Raw genomic sequence first — 17,947 nt, 5'->3', positions numbered from 1 at the left:
TGCCCATGGCGCGGCGGCTGCCGCCCCGGCACACGGTGCGGCCAACAGTACGCCGGCGGCGAAACCGACCAATGCCAAACCCGCGGCCAAGCCGGCCAGCAAGCCGCCGGCGGCCACTCAACGGCAGGAGGAATGATGGCGGGCGCTACTCTTTCGCGTAATGGCTGGATGGTCTGGCTGACCTTTCTGATCGGCCTGCTGCTCAGTGTCTCGCCGTTGCCGCAGTTCATGGAAATCCTCCGTCCGTTGTGGCTGGCACTGCTGCTGGCGTTCTGGTCGCTGTATCTGCCGCACAAGATCGGCATGGTCACCGCGTTCCTGCTCGGGCTGGCCGAAGACGTGCTCTACGGCACTCTGCTGGGGCAGAGCGCATTGATCCTGACGCTGATCACCTTCCTGGTGCTGTCGCTGCAGCAACGCCTGCGCATGTTCCCGATGTGGCAGCAGAGCCTGGTGATCCTGGTGATCTTCGGCCTGGCGCAGTTGGTCCAGTTGTGGCTCAGCGCGCTGACCGGCAACCGCCAACCGACCCTCGCGCTGGTGCTGCCGGCCCTGGTCAGTGCGTTGCTCTGGCCCTGGGTCAGCTTCGGCCTGCGCGGATTGCGCCGACGCTACAAGATCAACTGACTGAATCATCGGCCATTTCCCGGTGCCTGATGATCCGTGTGACGAGCCCCGACAAGGAGATGTCCCGATGAACCTGCTCTACCTGGCCTCCGGCTCGCCACGTCGGCGTGAACTGCTTACCCAGATCGGTGTGGCGTTCACGGCCATCGGTGCCGATATCGATGAAACTCCCCTGAGCGACGAGTCCCCGGTGGCCTATGTCGAGCGCCTGGCGCGCGGCAAGGCTGCGGCCGGGCGGGCCCTGCTCGGCCCGGATGTCGCCGCCTGCGTGCTCGGCGCCGATACCGCCGTGGTGCTCGACGGGCGAATTCTCGGCAAGCCGCTGGACGAGGCGGACGCGGTCGCGACGCTGCTGGCCCTGTCCGGCCGCGAACATGAGGTGCTGACGGCCATCGCGTTGCTCGATGACGAGCGTTGCGAGTCGCGGGTGGTTCGTAGTCTCGTGAAATTTCGTACTATCAAAACAGAAGAGGCACACACCTACTGGGCCAGCGGTGAACCCCGCGACAAGGCTGGGAGCTATGCCATTCAAGGCCTGGCGGCGGTTTTCGTCGAGAGCCTGAACGGCAGCTATTCAGGCGTTGTCGGCCTGCCCGTATGCGAAACCGCGGAACTGCTGGGTCGTTTCGACATACCCTGTTGGCAAAACCTTATCGTGCGCTGATTGCCGCACCCCAGTGAACGGCAATAATTGTGAACACGCCTGAACGAGACGCAGCCATGAGTGAAGAGATCCTGATCAACATCACGCCGATGGAGTCGCGCGTGGCGGTGGTAGAGAACGGTGTGTTGCAAGAGGTGCATGTCGAGCGTACGCAGAAGCGCGGCATCGTCGGCAATATCTACAAGGGCAAGGTGGTCCGGGTGTTGCCGGGCATGCAGGCGGCGTTCGTCGATATCGGCCTGGACCGGGCGGCGTTCATCCACGCCTCGGAAATCTCCATGCGCGAAGGCCCGGCGGTGGAGAGCATCAGCGCGCTGGTTCATGAAGGGCAGAGCCTGGTGGTGCAGGTCACCAAGGACCCGATCGGCACCAAGGGCGCGCGCCTGACCACGCAGTTGTCGATTCCCTCGCGCTACCTGGTGTACATGCCGCGTACCGCACATGTCGGCATCTCGCTCAAGATCGAGGACGAAGGCGAGCGTGAGCGCCTGAAGAAGGTGGTCAGCGATTGCGTTGCCCAGGAAGGCATCAAGGAAGCCGGCGGCTTCATCCTGCGCACCGCCGCCGAGGGCGCCGGGGCCGACGAAATCGTGATGGACATCCGCTATCTGCGGCGGCTCTGGGACCAGATCGGCGCGCAGATCAAGACCATCGGTGCACCGAATGTGATCTACGAGGACCTGGGCCTGGCGCTGCGCACCCTGCGCGACCTGGTCAGCCCCAAGATCGAGAAGATCCGCATCGACTCCCGGGAAACTTTCCAGAAAACCACGCAGTTCGTCGCCGAACTGATGCCGGAAATCGCCGATCGCCTGGAGCACTATCCCGGCGAGCGGCCGATCTTCGACCTGTACGGTGTCGAGGACGAAATCCAGAAGGCCCTGGAACGCAAGGTGCCGCTCAAGTCCGGCGGCTATCTGGTGGTCGACCCGGCGGAAGCCATGACCACCATCGATGTCAACACCGGGGCTTTCGTCGGCCATCGCAACCTCGAGGAAACCATCTTCAAGACCAACCTCGAGGCGGCCACCGCGATTGCCCGCCAATTGCGCCTGCGCAACCTGGGCGGGATCATCATCATCGATTTCATCGACATGGAAGACGAGGAGCATCAGCGCCAGGTCCTGCGGACCCTGGAAAAACAGCTGGAGCGCGATCACGCCAAGACCAACATTATCGGCATCACCGAACTGGGGCTGGTGCAGATGACCCGCAAGCGCACCCGCGAGAGCCTGGAACAGGTGCTTTGCGAGCCGTGCAGCAGTTGCCAGGGGCGCGGCAAGCTGAAGACTCCGGAGACGGTTTGTTACGAGATTTTCCGGGAAATTCTCCGTGAGGCCCGTGCCTACCAGGCCGAAGGTTATAGAGTATTGGCCAACCAGAAAGTCGTTGATCGGCTGCTGGATGAAGAGTCGGGCAACGTGGCGGAACTGGAAGCCTTTATCGGGCGAACCATCCGTTTCCAGGTCGAAACCATGTATTCGCAGGAACAATACGACGTGGTGCTGCTCTGATTCCCTGTTCCGTACACACATCGCCCGCATTGTCTGAAGCCGGCCTTTTCATCGAATTCTGCCTGAGGGGCCACTGACATGGAGCGTTTGTCGCGCTTTGTTGCCGCGTTGACCCGCTGGAGCCTGGGCATCTGTGCGTTGCTGCTGGTATTGCTGGCGTTGTACGTCAGCCTGGGGCGGCAACTCGTGCCGCTGGTGGCCGAATACCGTGCCGATGTCGAAACCAGGGCGCGGGCGGCGCTGGGCATGCCGTTGTCCATCGGCAGCCTGGAAGGACACTGGAGCGGACTGGCCCCGGTGTTGTCGGCCCACGACGTGATGATCGGCACGGGGACTTCGGCCCTGCGCCTGGATCATGTGCAGGTGATTCCGGATATTCGCGCCAGCCTGCTGGCCCGCGAGCTGCGTATCGCCCGCCTCGAACTGCACGGGCTGCAGCTCAGCCTCCGGCAGGGCGAGGATGGGCAGTGGGCCCTCGAGGGCCTGCCGCTGCAGGCTGATGACTCGCCTCTGGACCCCGGGCAGTTGCTCACGCGTCTGCAGATGATCCAGCAGTTGTCGGCACTGGACAGTCAACTGACGCTGGAGCCTTATGGCGAGTCGCCATTGACCCTGACCTATGTCGGCCTGAACCTGCGCATGGGGACCGGCCGCCAGCGCCTCGACGTGCGCCTGAACCTGCCCGATGGCCAGCCGCTGGCCCTCAACCTGACGGCCCGTCTACAGCCCAGCGACTGGCGCGATGCCTCTGTCGACGCCTATCTGAGCCTGCCGCAGAGCGACTGGGCGCGTTGGCTGCCGGCGGGCCTGACCGGGAAATGGAAGATCGCCGAACTCAAGGCCGGTGGTGAGTTATGGCTGAAGTGGGCCAACGGCACGGTGCAAAGCGCCGTGGCACGGCTCAACGCCCCGCAGTTTCGCGGCGGCTACGCCGATCGCCAGCCGACGAAGATCGATAACCTGGCCCTCAACGCCTATCTGCAACGCAGCGAGCAGGGCTTGAGCCTGTCGTTCGACTCGCTGGCGATGAACCTGGGGCAGACCCGCTGGGAGTCCCATCTGCAACTGCAGCAGAATGCCGCGAGCGAAAAAAGTGGCGAGTCCTGGCACGTGCAGGCCGACCGCCTGGACCTGACGCCGATCACCCCGCTGCTCGACAGCCTCGCGCCGTTGCCGGAGGGATTGGCCACGGTGATCGACCGTCTCAAGGTCACCGGGGCCTTGCGCAATGTGCTGCTCGATTACCGGCCACAGGAAACCGGTGACCGTCGCCTGAGTTTCGAGGCCAACCTCGAGCGGGTCGGCTTCGACGCCTACCATGGCGCTCCGGCGGCGCGCAACGTCAGCGGCAGCATCAGCGGTGACCTGGGGCACGGCGAGTTGCGCATGGACAGCAAGGATTTCTCGCTGTTCCTCTATCCGATCTTCAACAAGCCCTGGCAGTACCTGCAGGCCAATGCCCGCTTGACCTGGAAGCTCGACCAGCAGGGTTTCACCCTGATCGCGCCCTATATCAAGGTGCTTGGCGAAGAGGGCAGGATTGCCGCCGACTTCCTGATCCGCCTGCATTTTGCCCAGGAGCAGGAGGACTACATGGACCTGCGGGTCGGTCTGGTCGATGGCGACGGACGTTTCACGCCCAAGTACCTGCCGGCGGTGTTGAGCCCGTCCCTGGACGAATGGCTGCGTACCGCGATTCTCCAGGGGGCCGTGGACCAGGGCTTTTTCCAGTACCAGGGCTCGCTGAACCATGATGCCGTGGCCGCTGCGCGCAACATCAGCCTGTTCTTCAAGGTCCACGACGCCGAGCTGGCCTTCCAGCCGGGCTGGCCCCATGTCGGCAAGGTCAGCGGTGATGTGTTCATCGAAGACAGCGGGGTACGCATCAAGGCCAGCAAGGGCCAGTTGCTCGACACCCAAGTCAGCGATGTGATGGTCAACATTCCGCATGCGACAGCGGGCAAGGCGCCGCACATGTTCCTCGACGGCAACTTTGCCGGTGGTCTCGGCGATGGCCTGAAGATTCTCCAGGAAGCGCCGATCGGCACCGGGCCGACCTTTGCCGGCTGGCAGGGCGAGGGCAACCTGCAGGGCAAGGTCAAGCTGGATGTTCCACTGGAGAAGGGCGACGAACCCAAGGTGCTGGTGGATTTCGCCACCGATCAGGCGCGCCTGAAACTGGCTGATCCGAGCCTGGAACTGACCCAGCTCAAGGGCAATTTCCGTTTCGACAGTGGCAAGGGGCTCAGTGGCGATGGCATCAGCGCCCAGGCGTTCGACCGGCCGATCACCGCGCAGATCAGTGCCGACGGCAAGCCGGGCGGTCTCAGCACCCGGGTGACCGCCAAGGGCCAGGTGACGATCAGGAGGCTTTCCGACTGGCTGGGTGTCAGCCAGCCGCTGCCGGTATCCGGCGACCTGCCTTACCAGTTGCAGTTGAACCTCGACGGTGCCGACAGCCAACTGATGATCAGTTCCAACCTCAAGGGCGTTGCCGTCGACCTGCCCGCACCTTTCGGCATGCCGGCCAGCCAGGGGCGCGACAGCGTGTTCCGCATGACCCTGCAAGGCGCCGAGCGGCGCTACTGGTTCGACTACGGCGAGTTGGCGAACTTCACCTTTGCCGCGCCCGGCGGCAGGTTTGCCGATGGCCGGGGTGAGTTGTTCCTCGGTGACGGCGATGCACAGTTGCCGACGGTCAAGGGCCTGCGCGTGCGTGGTGTGCTCTCGGAGCTGGACCTGGAGCCTTGGAAGGCGGTGATCGACCGCTATGCCGGCCAGGATCCGGGCGGCAATGCCAAACAGTTGCTCAGCAGCGCGGATTTCAAGGTCGACAAGCTCAGCGGTTTCGGCACCCGGTTCGACCAGGTCAGCCTGCAGATGGCCCGCAGTGGCTCGACCTGGGGGTTGTTGATCGATAGCCAGCAGGCCAAGGGCAGTGTGACGCTGCCGGATGCCAAGGGGGCCCCGATCGGCGTCAGGCTGGCCTATGTGCGGTTGCCGGCCCCGGACCCGAGCGTGGTCGCCGATGAAAATGCCCCGGACCCGCTGGCCTCGGTGGACCCGCAGCAGATCCCGGCGCTGGATATCGCCATCGACCAGTTGTTCCAGGGCCAGGACCTGCTGGGGGCCTGGTCGCTGAAGGTGCGACCGACGGCGAAAGGGATCCAGCTCAACGACCTCAATCTCGGCCTCAAGGGTATGCAGTTGCAGGGCAATGGCGGCTGGGAAGGCACACCGGGCAGCAGTGGCAGTTGGATCAATGGGCGCCTGGAGGGCAAGAATCTCGCCGATGTGCTCAAGGCCTGGAGCTTCGCACCGACCGTGACCAGCGACGAGTTCCACCTCGATGTCGATGGCCGTTGGCCCGGCTCGCCGGCCTGGGTCGGGCTCAAGCGTTTCTCCGGCAGCCTGGATGCGACCCTGCGCAAGGGCCAGTTCGTCGAGGTCGAGGGCGGTGCCCAGGCCTTGCGGGTGTTCGGCCTGCTGAATTTCAACTCCATCGGTCGCCGCCTGCGCCTGGATTTCTCCGACCTGCTCGGCAAGGGCCTGAGCTACGACCGGGTCAAGGGACTGCTGGTGGCCAGCGATGGCGTGTATGTCACCCGTGAACCGATCACATTGACCGGGCCATCGAGCAATCTGGAACTCAATGGCACGCTGGACATGGTCAGCGACCGGGTCGATGCCAAGCTGCTGGTGACCTTGCCGGTGACCAACAACCTGCCGATCGCCGCGCTGATCGTCGGGGCGCCGGCCATCGGTGGCGCGCTGTTCCTGATCGACAAGCTGATCGGCGACCGGGTCGCGCGGTTCGCCAGTGTGAAGTACAGCGTCACCGGTCCCTGGAAAGAACCGAAAATCACCTTCGAAAAACCTTTTGAAAAGTCCAAGTAGCGCCCCATGGAGTAGCATGGTGGCCAGTCTTCCAAGGAGTGCGCCATGACTTTCTCCGTCATCCAGATGGTCAGCCGGGACGATGTGCTGGCCAACCTGACCCAGGCCCGCCGCCTGCTCGAGCAGGCCGCCGACGGCGGTGCGCGCCTGGCGGTGTTGCCGGAAAACTTCGCCGCCATGGGCCGTCGTGACATTGCCGCGCTCGGTCGGGCCGAGGCGCTGGGTCAGGGGCCGATCCTACCGTGGTTGAAACAGGTCGCCCGCGACCTCAGGTTATGGATTGTCGCGGGCACCCTGCCGTTGCCGCCGGTCGACCAGCCGGATGCCAAGTCCAATGCCTGCTCGCTGCTGGTCGACGACCAGGGCGAAACGGTGGCCCGCTACGACAAGCTGCACTTGTTCGATGTGGACGTGGCGGACAATCGGGGTCGTTATCGTGAATCCGATGACTATGCTCATGGTAGCCGGGTGGTAGTCGCCGATACGCCGGTGGGGCGCCTGGGCCTGAGCGTGTGCTACGACCTGCGCTTTCCCGAGCTCTACAGCGAGCTGCGGCAGGCCGGTGCCGAACTGATCACCGCGCCCTCGGCGTTCACCGCGGTGACGGGGGCGGCGCACTGGGACGTGCTGATCCGCGCGCGGGCCATCGAGACCCAGTGCTACCTGCTGGCGGCCGCCCAGGGCGGGGTGCATCCAGGCCCGCGCGAGACCTTCGGGCATGCGGCGATCGTCGACCCGTGGGGGCGTATCGTCGCCCAGCAGGACCAGGGCGAGGCCGTGTTGCTGGCCGAGCGTGACAGTAATGAACAGGCGTCCATCCGGGCGCGAATGCCGGTGGCGAGCCACCGGCGCTTTTTCTCGCAGGGCGCGCAGCGACCTGCATCGCAATGACGAAATAAGGCGCAAAACCTATGAGCGAGTTGTTGTCCTCAGTCAGCGAACACCTGTTGGCGCCGGGTGGCGTGACCATCGAAAACCTTCAATCGGTTCTGGGTGACCTGGCCGGGCCCGGCATCGACGCCGCCGACCTGTATTTCCAGGGACAGATTTCCGAGTCCTGGGCGCTCGAAGATGGCATCGTCAAGGAAGGCAGTTTCAACCTTGACCAGGGTGTCGGCGTACGCGCGCAGTCCGGCGAAAAGACCGGTTTCGCCTACAGCAACGCGATCAACCTCGAGGCCCTCGGCGCTGCCGCGCGCGCAGCCCGTTCGATCTCCCGTGCCGGGCAGAACGGCCGGGTGCAGGCGTTCACCGCGCAGGACGTGGCGCAACTCTATGCGCCGGACAATCCGCTGGATGTCCTGAGCCGCGCCGAGAAAGTCGAGCTGCTCAAACGCATCGACGTCGCCACCCGCGCTCTCGACCCGCGTATCCAGCAGGTTTCGGTGAGCATGGCCGGCGTCTGGGAGCGCATCCTGGTGGCTTCCACCGACGGTGGCCTGGCGGCGGACGTACGGCCGCTGGTGCGCTTCAACGTCAGCGTGATCGTCGAGCAGAACGGTCGCCGCGAACGCGGTGGACATGGCGGTGGCGGGCGTACCGACTATCGCTATTTCCTCAGCGAGGACCGTGCCATGGGTTATGCCCGCGAAGCCTTGCGCCAGGCGCTGGTCAACCTGGAGGCGATTCCCGCTCCTGCTGGCACTTTGCCGGTGGTGCTCGGTTCCGGCTGGTCCGGTGTGTTGCTGCACGAGGCGGTTGGTCACGGCCTGGAAGGCGACTTCAACCGCAAGGGCAGTTCGGCCTACAGCGGACGGGTTGGCGAGAGGGTCGCTTCGAGTCTGTGCACCATCGTCGACGACGGCACCCTGGCCGGTCGCCGCGGTTCGCTGAGCGTCGATGATGAAGGTACCCCGACCGAATGCACCACGCTGATCGAGAACGGTGTGCTCAAGGGCTACATGCAGGACAAGCTCAATGCCCGTCTGATGGGCGTTGCCCGGACCGGTAACGGTCGTCGCGAGTCCTATGCGCACCTGCCGATGCCGCGCATGACCAACACCTACATGCTCGGTGGCGAGAGCGACCCGGCGGAAATCATCGCCTCGGTCAAGAAAGGCATCTATTGCGCCAACCTCGGCGGTGGCCAGGTCGATATCACCAGCGGCAAGTTCGTGTTCTCCACCAGCGAGGCCTACCTGATCGAGGACGGCAGGATCACCGCACCGGTCAAGGGCGCGACGTTGATCGGCAACGGCCCGGAAGCCATGAGCCGGGTGTCGATGGTCGGTAACGACCTGGCGCTGGACAGTGGTGTGGGCACCTGTGGCAAGGATGGGCAGTCGGTGCCGGTGGGCGTCGGCCAGCCGACCCTGAAGATCGACGCGATCACCGTGGGTGGCACGGGCGCGTAAGGGAGGTGGTCTGGGTGAGCCGCTTGTCGGCCCACCCCGGTCGACACTCAGCGCAGGCCGCGTTGGGTATCGTCCAGCTCCCGGATGTACTTGAAGACTTTACGGCTGGAAGCCGGTGGCTTGTTGTGTGCCAACTCGTGCTGGGCCTGGCGGATCAGCGAGCGCAATTGCTGGCGGTCCGCCTCGGGGTACTCGCCGACGAACTTTTCCAGGACGTCGTCGTTGCCCGTGATCAGGCGATCGCGCCAGCGTTCGAGGTTGTGGAAACGTTCGTTGTATTGCTTGGTGGAGGCGTCGACCTGGTCGAGCACCACCCGGATGGCGTCGATGTCCTGGTCGCGCATCAGCTTGCCGATGAACAGGATGTGCCGTTTACGGGCGATATGCGCGGTGTGCTTCGGCGCATCGGCCAGGGCACGGCGCAAGCCGTCGGTCAGTGGCAGTTTTGCCAGCAGGTCAGGCTTGAGTGTGGTCAGTCGCTCGCCAAGATCAACCAGAGCATGCAGCTCGCGTTTGACCTGGGATTTGCTTTTCTCCCCATCGAGGGAGTCGTCGTAAGAATCAACCATGGTGGCAGTCCGCAAAGAAACGCCGCCATGATAACCAGTCGGGGGCCGCTTGTCCGGCCCGCTCGTTCGATGAGCGTGACTGAAAGCTGCATTTGAGTGGAGAAAGCTGAGTGGAGAAGACCATGAGCGCAGCACAAAGCGTTGGCCCGCAGGCCCTGCCGGCCCTGCAGGAGCAGGTCGAGCAGATTCTTGCCGAAGCCCGGCGCCAGGGGGCCAGTGCCTGTGAGGTGGCGGTGTCCGTGGAGCAGGGGTTGTCGACCTCGGTGCGCCAGCGCGAGGTGGAAACGGTCGAGTTCAATCGCGACCAGGGTTTTGGCATCACCTTGTACGTGGGGCAGCGCAAGGGTTCGGCCAGTACCTCGGCCAGTGGCGCCGAGGCCATTCGCGAAACCGTCGCGGCGGCGTTGGCCATCGCCCGGCACACCTCCGAGGACGAGTGCTCGGGGCTGGCCGATGCGGCCCTGATGGCCAGGGAAATCAAGGATTTCGACCTGTTCCACGAGTGGGACATCACTCCGGAGCAGGCCATCGAGCGGGCACTGATCTGTGAAGCGGCGGCCTTCGACGCCGATAGCCGGATCCGTAACGCCGACGGCACCACCCTGAGTACCTCCCAGGGTTGTCGGGTATACGGCAATAGCCACGGTTTCATCGCCGGTTCCGCGTCGACGCGCCATAGCCTCAGTTGCGTGATGATCGCCGAAGGCGATGGGCAGATGCAGCGCGACTACTGGTATGACGTCAATCGCCAGGGCGAGCTGCTGGCCGACGCCGTCAGTATTGGCCAGAAGGCCGCGCAGCGGGCGGCCAGCCGCCTGGGGGCGCGTCCGGTGCCGACCTGCGAAGTGCCGGTGCTGTTTTCCGCGGAACTGGCTGGCGGGCTGTTTGGCAGTTTTCTGTCTGCGATTTCCGGCGGCAACCTGTATCGCAAGTCGTCGTTCCTCGAAGGCGCGCTGGGACAGCGTCTGTTCCCTGAATGGCTGACCATCGATGAGCGCCCGCACCTGATGCGGGCCATGAGCAGCTCGGCTTTCGACGGTGATGGCCTGGCAACCTATGCCAAGCCGTTCGTCGAGAATGGCACACTGGTGTCCTATGTTCTGGGGACCTATTCGGGGCGCAAGCTCGGCTTGCCGAGCACCGCCAACGCCGGGGGCGTGCACAACCTGTTCGTCACCCATGGGGTCGAGGACCAGGATGCCCTGATCCGCCGAATGGGCCGCGGCCTGCTGGTGACCGAGCTGATGGGCCACGGCCTGAACATGGTCACCGGCGACTATTCCCGGGGCGCGGCGGGTTTCTGGGTCGAGAACGGCGAGATCCAGTTCCCGGTTCAGGAAGTGACCATTGCCGGCAACATGCGTGACATGTTCAAGCAGATCGTCGCCGTTGGCAGCGATCTTGAATTGCGCAGCAACATCCGCACCGGCTCGGTGCTGATCGAGCGGATGACCGTCGCCGGTAGCTGATCCATCTCCCTCGTGGTGAGCGGGCTTGCCCGCGCTGGGGGGCACAGCCCCCCTGAAACCTGCCAACCCTGACCATCAGGTTGACCGACACATAGCGTCTACGGCTGCCGTGCAGCCGGGCGCGGGCAAGCCCGCTCGCCACCCGCCAGTCTTATCCATTGCTCCTCATTGCTCACCAGCCCTTGTACCCCAGGGTTGTTTCGATTCTTATTATCAGATAATAATAAATCTCATTATCGAATGAGCCCGGGTCATGAGTTCTGCCTTGCATGAGCAACCCTATCTGGACAGCTGGCGCTGGATGAGTCGCCAGGTCCGCTGCGCACTGCTGCCGGACGAGCCCCGGCTGATCGACCATTACCTTGCCGAAGGCCGCTACCTGGCCTGCTGCACACCCACCTCGCCCTGGACCATCGCCGAAACGTCCTTCCGCCTGTTGCTCGACACGGCCACCGATACCGCGTTGCCCTGGCACTGGCGTTCGTTGTGCCTGGACCAGGCCTGGCGGCCGTTGCGCGACCTGGAGCGCCAGGCCCGGTGCAACTGCCGGCTGCGTCGCTGGCAAAGCTTTGCCTGGCAGTTGGCGAACTGTTCGCTGCTGCCTTCCATTCCCCTGACTGAACTGGTGCAAGGATTTCCCGATGAGTAATACCCGTATCGAACGCGACAGCATGGGCGAACTGCAGGTGCCGGCCGAGGCCCTATATGGTGCCCAGACCCAGCGCGCGGTTAACAACTTCCCCATCAGCCATCAGCGCATGCCGAAGCAGTTCATCCGCGCCCTGATCCTGGCCAAGGCTGCGGCGGCCCAGGCCAACGTCGAGCTCAAGCAACTGAGCGCAGCCCAGGGCAAGGCCATCGTCGATGCCTGCCAGGGCCTGCTCGAAGGCGATTTCATGGTGCATTTCCCGGTGGATATCTATCAGACCGGCTCCGGCACCAGTTCCAACATGAACGCCAACGAGGTGATCGCGACCCTCGCCAGCCGGCTGCTGGGTGAGCCGGTCAATCCCAATGACCACGTCAACTGCGGACAAAGCAGCAACGACATCATCCCGACCACCATCCATGTCAGTGCCGCGCTGGCCCTGCACGAGCAGTTGTTGCCGGCCCTGACGCACCTGGTGCAGGTCACCGAGGCCAAGGCCGAGCAGGTTCATCCGTTCATCAAGACCGGCCGCACCCACCTGATGGATGCGATGCCGGTGCGTCTGAGTCAGGTGCTCAATGGCTGGGCAGCGCAGCTCAAGGCCAATCTGCTGCATCTGCAGAACCTGTTACCGAGCCTGCAATCGCTGGCCCAGGGCGGTACCGCGGTGGGCACCGGGATCAACGCGCATCCGCAGTTCGCCGAGTTGTTCAGCCGCCAACTGAGCGCCTTGACCCATGTGCCGTTCACGCCGGGCAGCAACCTGTTCGCCCTGATCGGTTCGCAGGACACCGCAGTCGCCGTTTCCGGTCAGTTGAAAACCACCGCCGTGTCGCTGATGAAAATCGCCAATGACCTGCGCTGGATGAACTCCGGCCCGCTGGCCGGTCTTGCCGAGATCGAGCTGGAAGCCCTGCAGCCCGGTTCCTCGATCATGCCGGGCAAGGTCAACCCGGTGATTCCGGAAGCCACCGCGATGGTCGCCGCCCAGGTGATCGGCAACGACGGCACGATCGCCGTGGCGGGCCAGTCGGGCAACTTCGAGCTGAACGTGATGCTGCCGATCATCGCCCAGAACCTGCTGAGCAGCATCGAGCTGCTGGCCAATGCCAGCCGGCTGCTGGCCGACAAGGCCATCGCCAGCTTCAGGGTCAATGAGGCCAAGCTCAAGGAGGCGCTGTCGCGCAACCCGATCCTGGTCACCGCGCTGAACCCGATCATCGGTTACCAGAAGGCCGCCGAGATCGCCAAGAAGGCCTATCAGCAAGGTCGGCCGATCATCGAGGTCGCACTCGAACATACCGATCTGCCCCGTAGCCAACTGGAAACCCTGCTGGATCCGGAAAAGCTCACGGCCGGCGGCGTGTAAACCACTGCATTGCCTGGAGGTTCGTCATGGAACACTGGAAACGCACGATCGAAAGGGCCAACCGCCATTTCAACCTTGGCGAGCTGGTCGATGCCCGCGAGCACTACCTGCAGGCCCTGGCTCTGGCACAGGTGCTGTTCGAGCGCTGGCCGGATGCGGAGGAGGCGGTGGCCGCCTGCGTGATTTCCCACCACAACCTGGCGGACCTGCACCTGCGTCTCAACCAGCCGGAAGAGAGCGTCGAGTACCTGTGCGCCATTCATCAGCGTCTGCTGCAGGCGATGCAGGACACCCGGCTTTCTCCCGCCTTGCGTGAAGCCGCCTTGCATCAGAGCAGCAAAACCTACGTCGAACTGCTGGCCTTCATCAGCGAGTATGGCGAGTACCCCCGCACCAGCCGTCTGCTGTACAGCCAGACGGTCTCCCCGGGCGCTGTCCCGTCGAGTCATCAACATGGAGTTCATTGAAATGCCCTACGCCTTGCCTGCGCTGCCCTACAGCTACGACGCCCTGGAACCGCATATCGATGCCAAGACCATGGAGATTCACTACACCAGGCACCACCAGACCTACGTCACCAACCTCAATGCGGCCGTCGAGGGTTCGCAGTGGGCCGACTGGTCCGTCGAGGAACTGGTAGCCGCCGTTGGGGAGTTGCCGGAGAAGATGCGCCCGGCGGTGATCAACCATGGTGGCGGTCACGCCAACCATTCGTTGTTCTGGGCAGTGATGAGTCCCCTGGGTGGTGGTGAACCGGAGGCGGCGCTGGGGCAGGCCATCAATGAACAGTTGGGCGGCTTCGAGGCGTTCAAGGAAGCCTTTACCAAGGCGGCGCTGACGCGTTTCGGCAGCGGTTGGGCCTGGCTGAGCGTGACCCCGGACAAAAAGCTGGTGGTCGAGAGCAGTGGCAACCAGGACAGTCCGCTGATGAACGGCAATACGCCGATCCTCGGCCTGGATGTCTGGGAGCATGCCTATTACCTGCTGTACCAGAACCGTCGTCCGGAGTACATCAACGCCTTCTACAACGTGATCAACTGGCCGGAAGTCGAGCGGCGTTATCTCGCCGCCCTGGCGTGAAACACACTACCAACAAGATCCAAGGCCGATGATGGAGATTGCAACCGTGGCAATGAGCAGAGGGCGACGATTTCGCCAGGGAGTCGGCTGGCTGTTGTTGCTGGCTGGAGTGTTATTGCTCGTTGTCCGGCTGTTCGGCTGGCTGGCGGGTGTCTGATTAAAGGCAGATTATCCGCGGTAGGCAGGCCTGCTCCCCAACGCTGATGTGGGAGCGGGCTTGCCCGCGAACCGGCAGGTGGGTCATTCGCCTTCGTCGAAGTAATTGTTGATCAACGTCTCCAACGCGGCCATGGCCTCGTCTTCCTGCTCGCCTTCGGTCTTGATGTGGATCCTGGTGCCCTTGCCCGCAGCCAGCATCATCATGGCCATGATGCTCTTGCCATCGACCATGCTCTCGGGCGTGCGCCCAACGCGGATCTGGCAGGGATACTGACCGGCAACGCCGACGAACTTGGCCGAAGCACGGGCATGCAGGCCCAGCTTGTTGATGATTTCGATTTCCAGAGCGGGCATCGCGATGGTGATCCTTTCAGCTAAGGTCGCGGTGGCGGACCTGGACGTTCTTCAGGGACTGCTGCAGCAACTGGCCCAGGCGCTCGGTCAGGTAGACGGAGCGGTGGTGCCCGCCGGTGCAGCCAATGGCAATGGTGACGTAGGCTCGGTTGCTGGCGGCGAAGCGCGGCAACCATTTGAGCAGATAGCTGGAAATGTCCTGGAACATTTCCTCGACGTCCGGCTGTGCGGCGAGGTACTCGGCTACCGGCTGGTCGAGCCCGGACTGCTCGCGCAGTTCCGGTTTCCAATACGGGTTGGGCAGGCAGCGCACGTCGAACACCAGGTCGGCGTCCACCGGCATGCCGCGCTTGAAGCCGAACGATTCTACCAGAAATGCGGTGCCCGGTTCCGGCTGGTTCAGCAGGCGCAGCTTGATGGTATCGCGTAGCTGGTAGAGGTTGAGGTTGGTGGTGTTGACCTTGAGGTCCGCCAGGTCGGCAATCGGCCCCAGCAGATTGCTCTCGTCACGGATGGCCTCGGCCAGCGAGCGGTTGGCGCTGCTCAGGGGATGGCGCCGACGGGTCTCGGAGAAGCGCTTGAGCAGGGTTTCCTCGTCCGCATCCAGGTACAGCACATCGCACTGGATATGGCGGCCGCGGACTTCATCCAGCAGCTCGGGAAAACGTGACAGGTGGCTCGGCAGGTTGCGCGCATCGATGGATACGGCGACCAGCGGTTGCGCCAGCTCGGTGTGGATCAGCGCCCGTTCGGCCAGCTCCGGCAACAGCCCGGCCGGCAGGTTGTCGATGCAGTAATAGCCGCTGTCCTCGAGTACGTCGAGGGCGGTGCTTTTACCTGAGCCGGAGCGGCCGCTGACGATGATCAAGCGCATGGTTACTGACCGTTCTGTACGTCCAGGACAACCTGATACAGGGCTTCGTTGCTCGGTGCGCTACGGAGTTGGTCACGCACCTCCTTGCGGTCCAGCATACTGGCAATCTGCCGGAGCAGTTCCAGGTGCGCATCGGTGGCGGCCTGTGGGACCAGCAGCACGAACAGCAGGTCGACCGGGGCGCCGTCGATGGCGTCGAAATCGATAGGGGCGTCCAGGTGCATCAGGGCACTGATGGGCGCCTCGCAGCCCTTGAGCCGGCAATGGGGGATGGCGATGCCATTGCCAAAGCCGGTCGAGCCGAGTTTTTCACGGGCGATCAGGCTCTCGTAGACATCCTGCATTTCCAGATCGGGCACTTCGCGGCTGATCAGGTTGGCAATTTGTTCGAGTGCACGCTTTTTACTGCCGCCCGGCACGTTCACCAGGGAACGGCCGGGGGTCAGGATGTTTTCAAGTCGAATCATGGGAGGGTGTTAACGACCCGTACCTTGGAGCAGGTGCAGGTTCTTTTCCTTGTGCTTTTTCAGTTGGCGGTCGAGCTTGTCGGTCAGCAGGTCGATGGCTGCATACATGTCGTCATGTTCTGCATTGGCAACCACCTCGCCGCCGTGGATATGCAAAGTGGCCTCGATTTTCTGCTTCAGTTTCTCGACGGCCATTGTCACCTGTACGTTGGTGATCTTGTCGAAGTGGCGTTCCAATCGATCGAGTTTTTCGCCGATATAGGCACGCAGTGGTTCGGTCACTTCCAGTTGGTGTCCACTGATGTTGACTTGCATACAGCTTCTCCTTCGTTGCCAGTGCATAAAGCGGCAAGCCTGGTGGCCTGCCACTGGAACGCTGTGGCACGCCCGGCGGTTACATCAACCGCTTCCGTTCGCTGGAAGGCGCGATTCCGAGGGATTCGCGGTACTTGGCGACGGTACGACGGGCGACCTGAATGCCTTGTGCCTCCAGTAAACCAGCGATCTTGCTGTCGCTCAACGGCTTTTTCTGATTTTCCGCCGCAACCAGTTTCTTGATGATCGCGCGGATCGCCGTGGACGAGCATTCGCCCCCCTCGGAGGTGCTGACGTGGCTCGAGAAAAAGTACTTCAGTTCGTAGATGCCGCGGGGGGTGTGCATGAATTTCTGGGTGGTGACCCGGGAAATGGTCGACTCGTGCATGCCCACGGCTTCGGCGATATCGTGCAGAACCAGCGGCTTCATCGCCTCGTCGCCGTACTCCAGGAAGCCGCGCTGGTGCTCGACGATCTGCGTGGCGACCTTCATCAGGGTCTCGTTGCGGCTCTGCAGGCTCTTGATGAACCAGCGCGCTTCCTGCAACTGGTTGCGCATGAAGGTGTTGTCGGCACTGGTGTCGGCACGGCGGACGAAGCCGGCGTATTGCGGATTGACCCGCAGGCGAGGCACCGATTCCTGGTTCAGTTCCACCAGCCAGCGTTCGTTGTCCTTGCGCACGATCACGTCGGGAACCACGTACTCGGCTTCGGTCGATTCGATCTGCGAGCCCGGGCGCGGGTTGAGGCTCTGCACCAGTTCGATGACCTGGCGCAGTTCGTCTTCCTTGAGTTTCATGCGTCGCATCAACTGGCTGTAGTCGCGGCTGCCCAGCAGGTCGATAAAGTCGGTGACCAGGCGCTTGGCCTCGTTCAGCCAGGGGGTCTTGGCCGGCAACTGGCGCAGTTGCAGCAGCAGGCATTCGCCGAGGTTGCGTGCCCCGATGCCGGCAGGCTCGAACTGCTGGATGCGGTGCAACACGGCCTCGATCTCGTCGAGCTCGATGTCCAGCTCCGGGTCGAACGCTTCGAGAATTTCCTCGAGGGTCTCGTCCAGGTAGCCCTGGTTGTTGATGCAGTCGATCAGGGTCACGGCGATCAGTCGATCGGTGTCGGACATCGGGGCCAGGTTCAATTGCCACAGCAGGTGGCTTTGCAGGCTTTCGCCGACCGAGGTGCGGGTGGTGAAGTCCCACTCGTCGTCATCGTTGCCGGGCAGGCTGCTGGCGCTGGTCTGGTAGACGTCCTCCCAGGCGGTGTCGACCGGGAGTTCGTTGGGAATGCGTTCGCTCCACTCGCCCTCGTCGATGTTGTCGACGGTGGGGGCGGCTTCCTGCTGGTAGGAGGTTTCCGGGATTTCGGGTGGGGTGTTCTGTTCGGCCTTGTCGGCCATGGGATCGCTGTTGTCGAAGTCGTCGCCTTCTTCCTGGCGTTCGAGCATCGGGTTGGATTCCAGGGCTTCCTGGATTTCCTGCTGAAGATCCAGGGTCGACAATTGGAGCAGGCGGATGGCCTGTTGCAGCTGCGGCGTCATCGTCAGCTGCTGGCCCATTTTAAGGACTAGCGATGGTTTCATGGCAGGGGCT

17 protein-coding genes are annotated in these 17,947 nt (G+C 63.3%); 11 read left to right on the top strand and 6 right to left on the bottom strand.

Annotation, left to right across the window (positions count from 1 at the left end; genetic code table 11):
- Window positions 1–135 precede the first annotated feature (135 nt).
- The 6 genes from mreD to tldD all read left to right on the top strand — a co-directional run bounded on the left by mreD (window position 136) and on the right by tldD (window position 9,056).
- Window positions 136–627, top strand: coding sequence for a rod shape-determining protein MreD (mreD, locus tag K675_RS0114960; RefSeq protein ID WP_026145211.1), 492 nt, complete (start codon window positions 136–138; stop codon window positions 625–627).
- Between the two features lie 67 nt (window positions 628–694).
- Window positions 695–1,291 carry a Maf family protein gene (locus tag K675_RS0114955; RefSeq protein ID WP_017904318.1) on the top strand — a complete coding sequence of 199 codons (597 nt, stop codon included), beginning with the start codon at window positions 695–697 and terminating at the stop codon, window positions 1,289–1,291.
- A gap of 56 nt (window positions 1,292–1,347) precedes the next feature.
- Entirely contained in the window at window positions 1,348–2,805 is a 1,458-nt protein-coding gene (gene rng, locus K675_RS0114950) for a ribonuclease G (protein ID WP_017904317.1), read from the top strand.
- Between the two features lie 78 nt (window positions 2,806–2,883).
- Window positions 2,884–6,702 carry a YhdP family protein gene (locus K675_RS0114945; protein WP_017904316.1) on the top strand — a complete coding sequence of 1,273 codons (3,819 nt, stop codon included), beginning with the start codon at window positions 2,884–2,886 and terminating at the stop codon, window positions 6,700–6,702.
- A gap of 45 nt (window positions 6,703–6,747) precedes the next feature.
- The gene (locus tag K675_RS0114940; RefSeq protein ID WP_017904315.1) at window positions 6,748–7,593 is read left to right on the top strand and encodes a carbon-nitrogen hydrolase family protein; all 846 of its coding nucleotides are present in this window, start codon (window positions 6,748–6,750) and stop codon (window positions 7,591–7,593) included.
- Window positions 7,594–7,613: 20 nt separating this feature from the next.
- Window positions 7,614–9,056 (top strand): metalloprotease TldD, encoded by a 1,443-nt coding sequence (gene tldD / locus K675_RS0114935; protein WP_017904314.1) that lies wholly within the window; start codon window positions 7,614–7,616, stop codon window positions 9,054–9,056.
- Window positions 9,057–9,103: 47 nt separating this feature from the next.
- Here the strand turns inward: tldD and yjgA are convergent, their stop codons facing one another.
- Window positions 9,104–9,625 (bottom strand): ribosome biogenesis factor YjgA, encoded by a 522-nt coding sequence (gene yjgA / locus K675_RS0114930; RefSeq protein ID WP_017904313.1) that lies wholly within the window; start codon window positions 9,623–9,625, stop codon window positions 9,104–9,106.
- A gap of 122 nt (window positions 9,626–9,747) precedes the next feature.
- Between yjgA and pmbA the strand changes: the two genes are divergently transcribed.
- The 5 genes from pmbA to K675_RS0114905 all read left to right on the top strand — a co-directional run bounded on the left by pmbA (window position 9,748) and on the right by K675_RS0114905 (window position 14,192).
- Window positions 9,748–11,094 carry a metalloprotease PmbA gene (pmbA, locus tag K675_RS0114925; protein ID WP_017904312.1) on the top strand — a complete coding sequence of 449 codons (1,347 nt, stop codon included), beginning with the start codon at window positions 9,748–9,750 and terminating at the stop codon, window positions 11,092–11,094.
- A 253-nt stretch (window positions 11,095–11,347) separates the two neighbouring features.
- On the top strand, window positions 11,348–11,743 hold the full coding sequence (locus K675_RS0114920; protein ID WP_017904311.1) for a hypothetical protein: 396 nt from the start codon (window positions 11,348–11,350) through the stop codon (window positions 11,741–11,743).
- A complete protein-coding gene (locus K675_RS0114915) occupies window positions 11,736–13,112 on the top strand; it encodes a class II fumarate hydratase (RefSeq protein ID WP_017904310.1) in 1,377 nt (458 codons plus the stop codon). Before K675_RS0114920 ends, K675_RS0114915 begins: the two co-directional genes overlap by 8 nt.
- A 26-nt stretch (window positions 13,113–13,138) precedes the next feature.
- Window positions 13,139–13,579: a hypothetical protein gene (locus K675_RS0114910; RefSeq protein WP_017904309.1), complete on the top strand. Its 441-nt coding sequence runs from the start codon at window positions 13,139–13,141 to the stop codon at window positions 13,577–13,579.
- A gap of 1 nt (window position 13,580) precedes the next feature.
- A complete protein-coding gene (locus K675_RS0114905; protein WP_017904308.1) occupies window positions 13,581–14,192 on the top strand; it encodes a superoxide dismutase in 612 nt (203 codons plus the stop codon).
- A 240-nt stretch (window positions 14,193–14,432) separates the two neighbouring features.
- Here K675_RS0114905 and K675_RS0114895 read toward each other — a convergent pair whose 3' ends face one another.
- From K675_RS0114895 to K675_RS0114875, 5 genes are all read right to left on the bottom strand, one after another.
- On the bottom strand, window positions 14,433–14,705 hold the full coding sequence (locus tag K675_RS0114895) for an HPr family phosphocarrier protein (RefSeq protein WP_017904306.1): 273 nt from the start codon (window positions 14,703–14,705) through the stop codon (window positions 14,433–14,435).
- 16 nt (window positions 14,706–14,721) lie between these two features.
- Window positions 14,722–15,579 (bottom strand): RNase adapter RapZ, encoded by an 858-nt coding sequence (gene rapZ / locus K675_RS0114890; RefSeq protein WP_017904305.1) that lies wholly within the window; start codon window positions 15,577–15,579, stop codon window positions 14,722–14,724.
- A 2-nt stretch (window positions 15,580–15,581) separates the two neighbouring features.
- Window positions 15,582–16,046: a PTS IIA-like nitrogen regulatory protein PtsN gene (gene ptsN, locus K675_RS0114885; protein ID WP_017904304.1), complete on the bottom strand. Its 465-nt coding sequence runs from the start codon at window positions 16,044–16,046 to the stop codon at window positions 15,582–15,584.
- A 9-nt stretch (window positions 16,047–16,055) separates the two neighbouring features.
- On the bottom strand, window positions 16,056–16,361 hold the full coding sequence (gene hpf / locus K675_RS0114880) for a ribosome hibernation-promoting factor, HPF/YfiA family (protein WP_017126531.1): 306 nt from the start codon (window positions 16,359–16,361) through the stop codon (window positions 16,056–16,058).
- A 79-nt stretch (window positions 16,362–16,440) separates the two neighbouring features.
- The gene (locus K675_RS0114875) at window positions 16,441–17,937 is read right to left on the bottom strand and encodes an RNA polymerase factor sigma-54 (protein ID WP_026145210.1); all 1,497 of its coding nucleotides are present in this window, start codon (window positions 17,935–17,937) and stop codon (window positions 16,441–16,443) included.
- Between the last annotated feature and the right edge of the window lie 10 nt (window positions 17,938–17,947).

This window comes from Pseudomonas fuscovaginae SE-1, assembly GCF_000364705.1.
Lineage (GTDB): Bacteria > Pseudomonadota > Gammaproteobacteria > Pseudomonadales > Pseudomonadaceae > Aquipseudomonas > Aquipseudomonas fuscovaginae_A.
This window is presented reverse-complemented; position numbering and strand designations above follow the sequence as displayed.